Genomic DNA, 12,906 nt, shown 5'->3' on the forward strand with positions numbered 1-12,906 from the left:
TGCGTGTTATGATAGCCGTGAACAAAATGAACTAAATATAGAATAATGTACGATAATAACTTTATTTTGGAAACGTTTTCACCTTAGAATATTTAGATTATTATTAATTTACTAACAAAAGGGGTGAAGATGATGCTGGCAACTTTAGGATTTTTAATGATTTTTATTTTTATGATACTTATTATGACAAAACGTCTATCAGCTATGATCGCTTTAATGGTGGTGCCGGTTGTATTTGCATTAATAGGTGGATTTGGAAGAGAATTAGGACCAATGGCGCTTGAGGGGATAAGAAGCGTAGCACCAACAGGAATCATGATTCTTTTTGCCATTCTCTTTTTTGGAATTTTGATAGATGCAGGTGTATTTGATCCGATCATCTCGACAATCTTGAAAGTCGTAAAAGGGGATCCTGTAAAAATAGCGATTGGAACAGCAGTCCTTGCGTTATTAATTTCCCTTGATGGTGATGGAACGACTACATATATGATTACCATTTCAGCAATGCTTCCTTTGTATAAACGTATTGGCATGAGACCTCTGGTCCTGGCAGGAATTGCTGTATCTTCTTCAGGTGTGATGAACCTACTTCCATGGGGAGGACCAACTGCTAGAGCAATGACAGCACTTCATCTTGAGATGGGGGATATCTTTACACCGGTAATCCCAAGCATGATAGGCGGCGTGTTGTTTGTATTATTTATGGCTTATTGCCTTGGTAGAAAAGAGCGCAAACGTGTAGGAGTTGCAGAAATAGATTATAGCACGATGTCAATGATGGCAGCTACTTCTGAGGATGCTTATCTAAAACGTCCAAAACTAATTCTTGTAAACTATCTATTAACTATTCTACTTTTAGTTGCTTTAATCCAAGAATTACTGCCTTCTACCGTATTGTTTATGATAGGTTTTGCCATTGCGATTACGCTTAATTATCCAAATATAAATGAACAAAAAGAACGAATCATGCACTACGCGGATAATGCATTATCTGTTGTTTCCATGGTATTTGCTGCAGGGATTTTTACGGGTATTCTTTCAGGGACGAAAATGGTGGATGCCATGGCACATTCGATGATTACTCATATTCCAGATGTTTTGGGCTCCCATTTTGCTCTCATTACAGCAATAGCCAGTGCTCCATTTACATTTTTTATGTCCAATGATGCCTTTTATTATGGAGTTTTACCATTGCTTGCTAAAGCGGCAAGTGTGTATGGAATTGATCCAGCAATGATTGGAAGAGCATCACTATTAGGATTACCGGTTCATTTATTAAGCCCATTAGTACCGTCCACTTATTTATTAGTTGGTATGGTTGGAGAAGATTTCGGCGATCTTCAGCGCACATTTCTAAAATGGGCATGCGGATCAACTGCGGTGATGATTTTAGTTGCGGTTCTATTGTCAATTATTCCAATCTAAAAGTTAGATCATGGTCCAAAGACTCATATAAGAGTTTTTGGACTAAATTTGATTTTAAGGGAGTAGAATAAAGGAGAGTTTTATGGAAGTATTCTTACTTATTGTATTAAATGTCATTTTGCCTGTATTTGCCTTAATAGGAGCTGGTATCTTTCTCCATCGGAAATTTAAGTTTGATATGAACACTTTATCAAAGCTAAATACATACTTTCTCATGCCTTGTGTCAGTTTTGTCAATATTTATCAAAATAATGTTGGCGGGGAAACACTATTGCATATTCTTGGCTTTTTAGTAATACAATGTTCATGCTTAATGATTATAAGTAGTCTAATATCTAAAGTGGCAAGATTTGATAACGGACTGTCTTCCACTTTTAAAAATAGTGTCGTCCTAAATAATTCTGGAAACTTTGGTTTACCTGTCAGTCAGCTCGTTTTTCAACATAACCCATTGGGTGCATCCATACAAATTGTTGTCATGATTTTTCAAAATTTGCTTACCTACACATATGGATTACTGAATTCTGTTTCCGTTGATCAAAATGGATTGAAAGCAATGAAGGAGTTTCTAAAAAACCCTGTCATATATGCCTTTTTATTAGGATTGTTCCTCCATATGTATCATATCGACGTCCCAACTTTTCTATGGACTCCAATAAACAATACTTCCAATGCATTTTTGGCAGTGGCGCTAATTACATTAGGGGCACAAAGTGCTTATATAAAAATCAGTCGTTTTTCTTTACCGCTGTTTTTAAGTATATTTGGTCGTTTAATCTTATCTCCAGCCATTGCATTTATTATTATTTTAACTTTAAAACTGGATGGAACTACAGCACAGGCGTTGTTTATAGCAAGCTCGTTTCCAACATCAAGGAATAGTGCTTTGTTCGCATTAGAATATGGGAATCATCCAGAATATGCTGCACAAGTTGTTTTGTTATCTACTTTACTTAGCGCGATTACAGTAACCACAGTTGTATTTTTATCGACAATTTTATTTTAACTTTTTGAAGACCGTTTATTATTTAAACGGTCTCGTTATTTAATAACTATATTGTTAAACTCTATAACATTAAATATAATTAGAATAGTTTGATAGTTAATTAGAATAAAACAACCTTAAGAAGAGGGTAATGGAATGTATGAATAAGGAGTTAATAAAAAACCCAAATTTAAGCTATCAGATTGCTGAGCAGAAAGCTGCTCATTATTTTCATTCACTTTATAAACAAGTTGTAGAAAAAAGCTATGTTCAGACGATCACAAAAGATATTCAATCCTGGAAACGTAACCATATCCATCACTCTATATTATCCTTCATTTCTCGTGGCAAGGGAAAACCTGATTCTCGAGCTTACCACAATTATATCCAATGGCTAAATTACACTGGTAAATTAGATAATTACTTAGATCGGAGCATTTCTTATATTTTCATGCGCGATTTAGGAAAGGCCCTTGATTCTCCAGAGACACAGACAAGAGTCAAACGTGTTGTTGACAACTTGAAAAATCAACTGATTCATTCAGGTTCTCCAAAACGAAAGACAAATAATGAGATGTTTAGTATGGCGGGATTATACCGTATGGCCCAAAAGGAGGGCATTGAATCCACACTGATTTGGGTATTTAACAAACTCAAGACTGTCTCTGCTAATATTCCAAACGGGATGGATGCTGAAAATGCTCAGCGCAAGCTCATTAAAATCATCGCTGGGGTATTCATGAATGAAATGGAAGAAATGGGGGATGAGTTATCAGCTGAAGAGCGCTCACAGAAACTTGCTGATGCAATTAGACTAGGATATTCCTATGGTTTGACCTATCCCTTTATTGACGACCTTCTTGATGCAGGAATCTTATCTATAGAAGAGGAAAAACAGTATTCCAATTTGATACGCACCAGTCTCATTACAGGAATCGTTCCTAAATTAGGTAATTGGACAGGAAAAAATGTGAATCTGATCCGATTTATTCATTCCGAACTTCGGGATGCCTTTGAGTACATAACATCTAGTCTGCGACTAGAAACTAGACAGAAGTTTTTCGAGCTGGCCTACGTGTTTTTTCATTCTCAGGAAGTAGACCGTATAAAGGATTTATCCAATCCAACTTATACAAATGAAGAATTATATATACCAGTCATTTTAAAATCCTCTTCATCTCGATTGATTGTTCGCTCGGTCATTAATGCTCCAGAAGATGAAGGCATTGATAATCGCACCTTTTTTTACGGTATTTACAACCAGCTTGCGGATGATTTTGCTGATATGTATGAAGACTTGAAAGATGGCAGGGTAACACCCTATACCTATTATTTAAAATATCATGATCAACGTGCCGATTTGATTAACCCGTTTGAATTATACTGGACTGTTATTTCCAACTTGATCCATGAGGTGTATCATTCAGATAGCAAGGCCTGTGAGGTGATTCTCGATCGGGCAATAAACGGCCTTAAGCGCTATAAAGAACGTATGGGCAGAAATAAATATAAAGAAGTGATGCAGCTTTTTGCTGCTGGGAATCCTGGATTTAATCGTGTCATTCAAAAAATGGTGCGTAAAGCGGATGATGTTGATTTCTTTGATAAACTACTCCGAGACCATATGATAATAACGCTGAGGAATCAACGAAACGAGCAGGAAATTTTTAAAGATACGGTTGAATCCATTCGCAGTGAGATCAATCAATTCTTGAAAATCCATAAAACTAAGGACGTTGAGCCACTAATTGATGCTGCCAATTACAGTCTAGAAGGGGATGGAAAGCGATTAAGGCCCATCATGACTTGGGTTATGGGAGTAAACGAATATGGATTAAATAGGTCTGCCATCGTGCCGCTTTTGAAATCATTAGAATATATGCATACGGCTTCCTTAATCTTCGATGATTTACCATCCCAGGATAATGCCTCTACCCGTAGAGGGCGCCCAACTCTTCATCAGGTATTTAACGTTTCGATCGCGGAGTTAACGGGCCTCTTCCTGACTCAGAAAGCTATTGAGGAACAAGCATCTCTTGACCAATTTGATTCAAACATTGTCCTTCAATTAATCCACTATTCGGCAGAGATGACGGCAGTTATGTGTAAAGGTCAAGCGATGGACTTGGATTCTAAAGGGAAACAATTGACGTTGGAACAATTGAATACAATGTGCTTTTATAAAACGGGTTTAGCATTCGAAGCATCGTTGATCATGCCTGCTATTCTTGCCCGAGTGCAGGAGTCCGAAATAGCCGCTTTAAAAAAATTCGCCCATCATGCCGGAATTGCTTTCCAGATAAAGGATGATCTGCTTGATGTTGAAGGGGATACGAATTTATTAGGAAAACCCATTGGTAAGGATGCAGAAAACAATAACTCGACTTTTGTGTCTATTCTAGGTTCTGAAGGGGCTAGAAAAGAAATGTGGGAACATTACTGTCAGGCGATGGAATCATTGCAGGAGATACCGCGCAATATTTCTTTTTTAAAGCATTTATTAAATTATATAGTAAATCGTGACCATTGATAGTGGTCTTTGTCGAAAATGATAGTCTCTTTTATCCATTCACATTATAAATTTCCTCATATAAAATAATGATAAAAAAGTGAGAATGAAGGGGAACATTTTGAACACAGATCAAGCTTTCGAGTTGTTAATAGAAGCAGGAGTCACTGAAGATACTAGTATTCAAACCGTTAGACGTTGGTTTCGTGAAAGAAAGATTACCTATAAGGGATCAGGACAGGATACGGGGTACATACTTAACAATACAGATCAAGCCTTTCATTTATTAAAGGACGCAGGGGTTGCCGATAGCACCGCTGTTCAAATCGTTCGTCGAATGCTTCGTGAAGGACAGATTGAAAAAGTGGGCAGTGGAATACAGAAACCTACCTATCCGCTTAAAGAATCAGCATCAAAACCGTTAACTAATCGTCCTTCCGATGTGGATATGATGATCCGTCAATTAAAAGTAAAATTAAAGGCACAGGATGAACATATAAAAGGAATCGAACATCTCCATCAAACCTCAATAGCTAGATTAATCCAGCAAATAGACATCTTAAAAAAAGATTTGATGAAACTGGAAAAAGAGAAAAGTGAATTTCAAATGGAAACTAAGAAATTGCTAAAAGAGAATATTGATTTGACGAATGAACTGCTAAAAATAAAAGGTGAACTATTTAAAGGAAAACAAAAAGACCCTGAATTTGAAGAAAAAGTCCATACACCTTCTCCTTCTCACACAATTGATTATCGTCAAAAATTGGGACTTTCAAAAATGGCGAGCGATAAAGAGGTCTTAACAAGGTATAAAAAATTATTAAAAATAACTCACCCCGATCACGGCGGAAACGCTTCAGCCTTTCATTTTATTAAAACGGATTATGATCAATTTAAACATAGTATCAATATGAAATAGTTTCTAAGGATACAGAGAAATGGATCCATCTCAATTGGCGACTGGGCCCCTTCATTTTGATGGGTCTTGTCGCCAATATTTTTTTCATGACATAGGGGGCGCTCGAACGATTAAAGTCACCAATAATGCATAATCGGTACATAATCACCGATATAATATACCTAGAGGTTAACATCAAGGAGTGGTGGTATGCGAAAAAAAGTTAATGGGAAAATAGTAATGGCAACCTTGCTATTACTAGTTTTTGGATTAATATCAATAAATAGCTTTGCCAAAATGGCCAATAACGAATACCCCCACAAAAAACGTATAACAGTATATCTAGCGGGAGACTCAACTGTTTCTGAATATTCAAGTTCGTATGCACCTCGAGCGGGTTGGGGACAATTTATTCAACGCTATTTCGATGATACCATTGTGGTGAAAAATGCCGCTATACCAGGAAGGAGTTCAAAAAGTTTTATTGCTGAAAGGAGACTCGTATCCATCTTGAAGCAAATTAAGAAAGGGGATTACCTTTTTATTCAATTTGGACATAATGACGAAAAAATAAACGATCCGAGCCGTTATACTGAACCGTACTCTACATATAAAAGCTATTTAAAACAATATATTGACGGTGCGCGTGCCAAACAAGCTATTCCTGTCCTTGTTACACCCGTTGAACGAAGGAACTTTACCAAAGAAGGTAGAGCACGTAATTCACATGGTGAGTATCCAACAGCTATGAAAGAACTTGGTTTGGAGGAACATGTACCTGTGATTGACCTTACTGCCAATAGCAAGGAATTGTTTCAAGAGCTTGGACCCGATAGGACGAAGGATGTTTTTCTTTGGCTAAAACCTGGGGAGAACAAGAACTATCCAAATGGTGTTCAGGACAACACACATTTTAAGGAGACCGGTGCCAAGAAAATAGCAAGACTAGTGCTAGAAGGCATCAAGGAAACCAAGCTAGTTCCACTTCAAAATCACATAATAAAATAAATTAATTTGGAAGCATTTCACAGTATGTTTTTAGCTATGCCACAAACTTTACAACAAGAATGGAAAGAAGGGCAAGCATTGAAAAGAATCCTGGCTATCCTAGCTTGTATGATATTTATCGCATCAAATATAGTATCTGCTGAGGTACCAACCGAACCGAGACAAACTCTCGTCGTAGCAAATGAGAAGGAAAAGGTTTATTTATATGCTACTCCTTATCCAAAAGAAGAACTGTATACTGATTTTCGAGTCAAAATAGGGAAAGAAGTGGTAGAAACATTCGGATGGGAAGTGGCAATGAGTGAATCACGGACGCCCGAACTACATGTAATAGATCTCAATAATGATGGAATAAAAGAAGTCGTCGTAATAATAACTCTTGGCACAGGGACATGGGTAGTACAGAAGGAAGCACACATTCTCCAGCGAGTAGAAACTGCAAATGGAAGGCAGGCTTACGAGGAGATGGACATCGACAACCCCGTCCACACCATAGAACGTGATTTCAAAATTACCGCAACTAATAAAACCATTCAAATTTCCGGGAGAGGTCAAAAATGGAAGGTAGCCAATATTTGTAAAAATACTCATTATCACCATCGATTCCCGCTCTATCAATCTGTAAACTGGAAAGTAGAAGGTAATAGGCTTATCGCGGATGTGGGATTACCCATCACGTCCAACTGTGTACCTGCCGGATTTCTCCTAAACTACAAGCAAAAAGGACAAATCTATATAGCTAAATATGTAAAAGTAAATCTTTAAAAATGAAGCAGGAAACCCTACAAGGGTTCCTGCTTCTATTCATTTATCTTTATTCTTAATTGGATAACATTAATACATCCAAGTTTAAAATGTTTATCACACCTGAGTCTCTGAGTTCTTTTAATCGATCGATTTCAAGGATGTCGATCGTACGGTTTGAGATTTGGATCCATTGTTGATTTTTCCACTTATTAAGTATTTTATTTACGGTAATCCGGGAAGTCCCTATGTAGCGGGCAAACGATGTTTGGTCGATTGAAAAATTACCATTTTCACTTACTAGTTTTAAAAGGAAATGAGCCATTTGCTGTTCTATAGGTGAATTAAGAAAGGCAATAATTTCTGCCAGAATCCTAAATTTATAGATTAATGAATTAGTAAAAATACATGCCGCCTCAGGATGTTCTTTACAAATCATAACTAAAGCTTCATCAGAGAAAAAATAAATTTCAGATTGACAGTTTGAGATGGCAGAGGTTAAATAGGGTCCATTTCTAGTTCCATGCTCCCCAAATAACATACCTTCTGGAACATAATTCACCGTTCGCTCTACACCTTCATGTGAAAGGAGAGTGATCTTTATACCACCCCTAGATAAATAGAAAAAGCCCTTGCCTTCACTGCCCTGATGGTAAACGATTTCATTTTCTTCTACCTCAAGTTTTTTTCCGTATTTTAAAAATGGTCGCCATGAATAACGCAGATTTTTCATTACAACACCTTACCAAGAAGTTTTTTTAATTCATCCGGTTTTTTTATTAAAAACTTTTTCTTATGGATCTCAAGGATTTCTTCTTCTTTCCATTGTTTTAAAATCTTATATAATGTGATTCTCGTTAAGCCAGTGCATTTTGTAAGGTCTTGTTGTGTAAGAGGAACTTCATAATTCTTAAACTCGTAACAAATATTTAGAAGAATCACCGCCAATTGTTGATCTGGTGTGAGAGAGTCCAAATATATTTTATCAGCTAGGATGTGCATTTTATGAATGACGGTTTTGATAAAAATGTTAAGGATTGAAGGCTGATCCTTAATTAATTTTTGAAAATGTTCACAAGAGAAAAAATAAAGTATAGAGTCATTTACCGCTGTTGCCGTCGTAAAATGGGGCTGACGGTCCATCGCTTGCACTCCTAATAATTGCCCAGGAATGGCGATGTTTAACAAGCGCTCTTTTCCAATCGAAGTGGTAGTAGTCACTTTAATTAATCCCTTTTGGATATAATAAAATCCATCCCCCATCATACCTTGCTGGTAAATAGATGCTTTCTCTTTGAAGAATTGCCTAGTACCAAACTGTAAGCAAGAATCCCAATTGATATCACTGTCAAACAAGATTGCCAACTAATCAACTCCTAAGTGAAATGGTGAAATCTAATCCATAAAACTGTAAATCTATGAAATATGTAATTAATCTAGTGCTATGACTTATTTGTAATTATTTGTTAGCGCTTACATTTAAGTGTAAAAAAATTTATTTGTGTTAACCACTTAACAGTAGTGTAAAAGATTCAAGATATAAAATCAACATTGTGATTGAATTTTTAAAATTCAGCCAAAACCATGGTTTACCCGATTCGATTTACGATCCTGTTATAACTCCCAAGGATCAAATCAAGGGCAGAACATTATGGTTAGATCAAATAAAAGGAGGGACAAGGAGGGTTTGCACCTTAGACATAACAAAATAGACTATTGGAGCAAATTATAAAAGGGGATGGTTGAATGAATCAGGATGTACAATCAGTAGTAACCCAAGATTTATCTCAAACAAACAATCTAAACGCTACTAATCTTTCATTGAAGAGTATGCCTAAAGCAACCCTACTTGTAGTTGTGTTGTGCTGGTTCGCGATGTTAGCGGATGGATATGATTTAGGAATTTATGGTGCAGTTTTACCATCATTAATGGAGTACAAAGATTGGAGTATGACACCTGCACAAGCAGGGGCTATCGGTAGTTATGCTCTAGTGGGAATGCTTATCGGTGCAATTTGTGTAGGAACAATTACGGACATGATCGGCCGAAAGAAGACCTTGGTTTTTTGTATCATAGTATTTTCCTTATCGATGTGCCTTGTTGCTCTATCAACATCTCCCGGAATGTTTGGATTATTTCGATTTATTGGAGGTCTTGGTCTAGGCGGGGTAATACCTACTGCATCCGCATTAACAATTGAGTATTCCCCTGCACAGCATCGATCAAAACTGTACGCTATTATGTATACAGGTTATCCAATTGGTGGAGTCCTTGGTGCATTATTCTCTATGTTTCTATTAGAGAATTATGGCTGGAGATTAATGTTTTGGATTGGTGTGACTCCACTTTTGGTTATTCCTTTTATTATTAAATTCCTACCTGAGTCGATTAGTTTCCTAATAGCAAAGAAAAAGTTGGCAAAAGCTAAAAGTATTGCTCAAAAATATCATCTTCCCGATGACTTTGTCCAAAGCCATATGGAGGAAGAGAAAGGCTCCAGAAACAAATTTTCGGCAATCGCGAGTCTCTTTGCCAAAAAGAATATTCGGGCAACCATGTTTTTTTGGATCACTTTCTTTTTGGGCCTGCTTATGATTTATGGTTTGAGTACATGGCTGCCAAAAATGATGAGAGAGGCTGGATATCCACTTGGACCGAGCCTAGGATTTTTGCTGATGCTAAATTTATCTGCAGCGATTGGTGCTTTGATAGCGGGAACTGCAGCAGACCGCTGGGGATCCAAGAAAATCATCAGTATTTCTTATTTCTTAGCAGGTGTCTCAATTGCTCTCTTAAGCATTAAATCATCGATGTTGTTGGTGTATTGCTTAGTAGGAGTGGCAGGGTTTGGAACAATTGGGACAACACTTATTCTCAATGCCTATATTTCCAAATATTTTGAAGCAGAAAACAGAGCCACAGCACTTGGATGGGCGCTTGGATTTGGAAGGATTGGTGCAATTTCTGGCCCAATTCTAATTGGCTTTTTTATGAGCTCAAATTTGGATTTTTCCATCAATTTTTATCTTTTTGCTGTAGCAGGAGTTCTTGCATCCATCACTATTCTATTTATTCCTAAAAAAGGCAACCTGAAAATTTAACAATTATCAATAGAAAAACAGCCCACATCATTTGTATAAAGAATGATGTGGGTTGTTTTATTAGTCCTAATAAAGTGAAAATTATATCTTTTTAGAAAAAATGTTAATCAGACTACAATGACTCAAAAATTTCAATTTTATAATAAAAATATAAATTAAAAGGAGGATGTTTTATGGGAATTCGTACAGGAGCACAGTATATCGAGGCGTTAAAAGCCCGAACACCAGAAGTTTGGTTATCAGGAAAAAAAGTAAAAAATATTTTTGATGAACCAGTTTTTCATCAGCCCATTCTTCAAATTGCAAAGTTATATGATATGCAGCATGATGCCAAGTATCAAGAGGAGATTACTCATATTTGTGAAGAAACGGGAGAAAGAATCTCGAATGCATTCTTAGTACCTAAAAGCTATCAAGATTTGCAAGCTAGAAGAAGAACGTTCGAAGAGTTTGCCAAAGCAACATTTGGGTTAATGGGCAGGACTCCTGATTTCTTAAATGTCGTCGTAACTTCGATGGCGAGTAATTCCGAGTTTTTAGATAAATACAATCCTGAATGGGGAAAAAACATTCGGTCTTATTTTAAGCATATCCGTGATAATGACTTATTTTTAACACATGCCATCATCAATCCGCAGAATGACCGGAGTAAATCTTCACACGAACAACAAGATATGTTTACCCATTTAGGAGCGGTTAAAGAAACGCCTGATGGATTAATCGTAAGAGGAGCGAAAATGCTGGCTACTCTTGCACCAATTACTGACGAAGTAATTGTCTATTCTTTCCCTGGCTTTAAGCCTGGAGATGAACGTTATGCGCTCGCGTTTGCACTTCCACTAGATACGCCAGGCCTTCGCATTATCTGCCGAGAAGCGATGCAGGATGGAAAGCGTTCTGTTTATGATCACCCATTAGCATCAAGATTTGAAGAAATGGATGCGGTCCTAGTTTTTAATGATGTTTTAGTACCTTGGGAGCGTGTATTCCTTTATAACAATGTAGAAGCAGCCAATTTACTTTACCCGAAAACAGGAATCGCTCAGCAGCCAGCTCATCAGTCTGGTGTAAGAGGATTAATCAAACTACAATTTGCAACCGAAGTGGCTTGTAAAATCGCCGACTCTATTGGAGTTGATAGTTTCCTTAATGTACAAAATGATTTAGGAGAATTAGTCCAATCAGTTGAATCGATTAGGGCATTGCTCCGAATTTCAGAGTATGAACATGAATTAACTGCTACTGGCGAAGCGATGCCAGCCTATGCACCACTTGAAACCATTAGAGGATTGCTGCCGAAAATGTACCCACGTGCGATTGAGGTGATGCAAATCATTGGTGCAGGTGGACTATTAATGTCACCGACAGATGCCGATTTCGAGAATCCGGAATTAAGAGAGGATTTAGAGAAGTATTATCTTGGAAGAGAGGGCGTTTCAGCGGAAGAGCGTGTCCATCTCTTTAAATTAGCATGGGATTTATGCGGTGAAGCATTCGGACAAAGGGTACTTCAATATGAACGCTATTATACTGGAGATCCAATTCGTAAAAGAGCGATTTTCTATAACAACCACAAAAGGAAAAATTCCTTTGAACTGGCTGATGAAGCTATAAAAATATTTAATCAAAAAAATGAGGTTACTAGCTTATAAACGTCAATTAATAGGAAGAGGAGGTGTGAACGATGCAAACGCTTAAAGATGGAGTTCTGAAACTCGCAGGTTCTGTGATTGCCATTGGTGCATTTGATGGTGTCCATAGAGGACATCAAGCCGTGATTAAGCAAGCAGTGGAAACGAGTCGGGATAATCAGGTTCCTAGCGTTGTCTATACTTTCGATCCGCCTCCTCGAAATTATTTTAAGGGCGTTCAAATTTTGACACCCATTCATGAAAAGGTTAGCAGGATCGCGAAGTTAGGTGTTGATTATATAATTGTTGCCAGCTTCGATGAATGGTATGCGACCAGGCCCCCTGAGGATTTTATCTGTGAATTATTTAAGTTAAACCCGGTAGAGGTTACAGTGGGGGCTGATTTTCATTTTGGAAAAAATAGAGAAGGCGATGTGAATCTTTTAGAAAAGTATTTTCATATCAATATCACTCCACCTGTTTATTGTAAAAGTGGAAAACTTATTTCATCGACGAGAATCCGCCAGTTAATTTCAGAGGGAGATCTCCAGCAGTCCTACTCGTTACTAGGATTATAATCAGGAGAAAAGTAAATGAAACTACT

General features: G+C 37.2%; 11 protein-coding genes. 9 read left to right on the forward strand and 2 right to left on the reverse strand.

Annotated elements, in window-relative coordinates; translation table 11 throughout:
• The first annotated feature begins 132 nt into the window (after positions 1-132).
• The 6 genes from AC4QJR_RS10515 (at position 133) to AC4QJR_RS10540 (ending at position 7,590) form a co-directional block, all read left to right on the forward strand.
• Positions 133-1,425 carry a CitMHS family transporter gene (locus tag AC4QJR_RS10515; RefSeq protein WP_496526654.1) on the forward strand — a complete coding sequence of 431 codons (1,293 nt, stop codon included), beginning with the start codon at positions 133-135 and terminating at the stop codon, positions 1,423-1,425.
• Positions 1,426-1,507: 82 nt separating this feature from the next.
• Positions 1,508-2,431 (forward strand): AEC family transporter, encoded by a 924-nt coding sequence (locus AC4QJR_RS10520; RefSeq protein WP_496526118.1) that lies wholly within the window; start codon positions 1,508-1,510, stop codon positions 2,429-2,431.
• Positions 2,432-2,561: 130 nt separating this feature from the next.
• Positions 2,562-4,940 (forward strand): polyprenyl synthetase family protein, encoded by a 2,379-nt coding sequence (locus tag AC4QJR_RS10525; protein WP_496526119.1) that lies wholly within the window; start codon positions 2,562-2,564, stop codon positions 4,938-4,940.
• Between the two features lie 100 nt (positions 4,941-5,040).
• Positions 5,041-5,838 carry a hypothetical protein gene (locus AC4QJR_RS10530; protein WP_496526120.1) on the forward strand — a complete coding sequence of 266 codons (798 nt, stop codon included), beginning with the start codon at positions 5,041-5,043 and terminating at the stop codon, positions 5,836-5,838.
• Positions 5,839-6,114: 276 nt separating this feature from the next.
• On the forward strand, positions 6,115-6,825 hold the full coding sequence (locus AC4QJR_RS10535) for a rhamnogalacturonan acetylesterase (RefSeq protein ID WP_496526655.1): 711 nt from the start codon (positions 6,115-6,117) through the stop codon (positions 6,823-6,825).
• Between the two features lie 24 nt (positions 6,826-6,849).
• A complete protein-coding gene (locus tag AC4QJR_RS10540) occupies positions 6,850-7,590 on the forward strand; it encodes a hypothetical protein (protein WP_496526121.1) in 741 nt (246 codons plus the stop codon).
• A gap of 55 nt (positions 7,591-7,645) precedes the next feature.
• Here the strand turns inward: AC4QJR_RS10540 and AC4QJR_RS10545 are convergent, their stop codons facing one another.
• Both AC4QJR_RS10545 and AC4QJR_RS10550 read right to left on the reverse strand, forming a co-directional pair.
• On the reverse strand, positions 7,646-8,302 hold the full coding sequence (locus AC4QJR_RS10545) for a Crp/Fnr family transcriptional regulator (RefSeq protein WP_496526122.1): 657 nt from the start codon (positions 8,300-8,302) through the stop codon (positions 7,646-7,648).
• The gene (locus AC4QJR_RS10550) at positions 8,302-8,934 is read right to left on the reverse strand and encodes a Crp/Fnr family transcriptional regulator (protein ID WP_496526123.1); all 633 of its coding nucleotides are present in this window, start codon (positions 8,932-8,934) and stop codon (positions 8,302-8,304) included. The genes AC4QJR_RS10545 and AC4QJR_RS10550 overlap by 1 nt, the downstream gene beginning before the upstream one ends.
• A 465-nt stretch (positions 8,935-9,399) precedes the next feature.
• Between AC4QJR_RS10550 and AC4QJR_RS10555 the strand changes: the two genes are divergently transcribed.
• From AC4QJR_RS10555 to AC4QJR_RS10565, 3 genes are all read left to right on the forward strand, one after another.
• Positions 9,400-10,671 (forward strand): MFS transporter, encoded by a 1,272-nt coding sequence (locus AC4QJR_RS10555; RefSeq protein WP_496526656.1) that lies wholly within the window; start codon positions 9,400-9,402, stop codon positions 10,669-10,671.
• Between the two features lie 173 nt (positions 10,672-10,844).
• Positions 10,845-12,323 (forward strand): 4-hydroxyphenylacetate 3-hydroxylase family protein, encoded by a 1,479-nt coding sequence (locus AC4QJR_RS10560; RefSeq protein WP_496526124.1) that lies wholly within the window; start codon positions 10,845-10,847, stop codon positions 12,321-12,323.
• A gap of 32 nt (positions 12,324-12,355) precedes the next feature.
• Positions 12,356-12,880 carry an FAD synthetase gene (locus tag AC4QJR_RS10565; protein WP_496526125.1) on the forward strand — a complete coding sequence of 175 codons (525 nt, stop codon included), beginning with the start codon at positions 12,356-12,358 and terminating at the stop codon, positions 12,878-12,880.
• Positions 12,881-12,906: the final 26 nt, after the last annotated feature.

The sequence above is a fragment of the Neobacillus sp. BP17 genome (genome assembly GCF_059579525.1).

What these genes read in the sequence shown, in the direction of transcription:
- AC4QJR_RS10525 (WP_496526119.1), top strand. Translation starts at nt 2,562, where the DNA reads ATGGAATGTATGAATAAGGAGTTAATAAAAAACCCAAATTTAAGCTAT.
- AC4QJR_RS10560 (WP_496526124.1), top strand. Translation starts at nt 10,845, where the DNA reads ATGGGAATTCGTACAGGAGCACAGTATATCGAGGCGTTAAAAGCCCGA.
- AC4QJR_RS10540 (WP_496526121.1), top strand. Translation starts at nt 6,850, where the DNA reads ATGTTTTTAGCTATGCCACAAACTTTACAACAAGAATGGAAAGAAGGG.
- AC4QJR_RS10515 (WP_496526654.1), top strand. Translation starts at nt 133, where the DNA reads ATGCTGGCAACTTTAGGATTTTTAATGATTTTTATTTTTATGATACTT.
- AC4QJR_RS10545 (WP_496526122.1), bottom strand. Translation starts at nt 8,302, where the DNA reads ATGAAAAATCTGCGTTATTCATGGCGACCATTTTTAAAATACGGAAAA.
- AC4QJR_RS10555 (WP_496526656.1), top strand. Translation starts at nt 9,400, where the DNA reads ATGCCTAAAGCAACCCTACTTGTAGTTGTGTTGTGCTGGTTCGCGATG.
- AC4QJR_RS10565 (WP_496526125.1), top strand. Translation starts at nt 12,356, where the DNA reads ATGCAAACGCTTAAAGATGGAGTTCTGAAACTCGCAGGTTCTGTGATT.
- AC4QJR_RS10520 (WP_496526118.1), top strand. Translation starts at nt 1,508, where the DNA reads ATGGAAGTATTCTTACTTATTGTATTAAATGTCATTTTGCCTGTATTT.
- AC4QJR_RS10535 (WP_496526655.1), top strand. Translation starts at nt 6,115, where the DNA reads ATGGCCAATAACGAATACCCCCACAAAAAACGTATAACAGTATATCTA.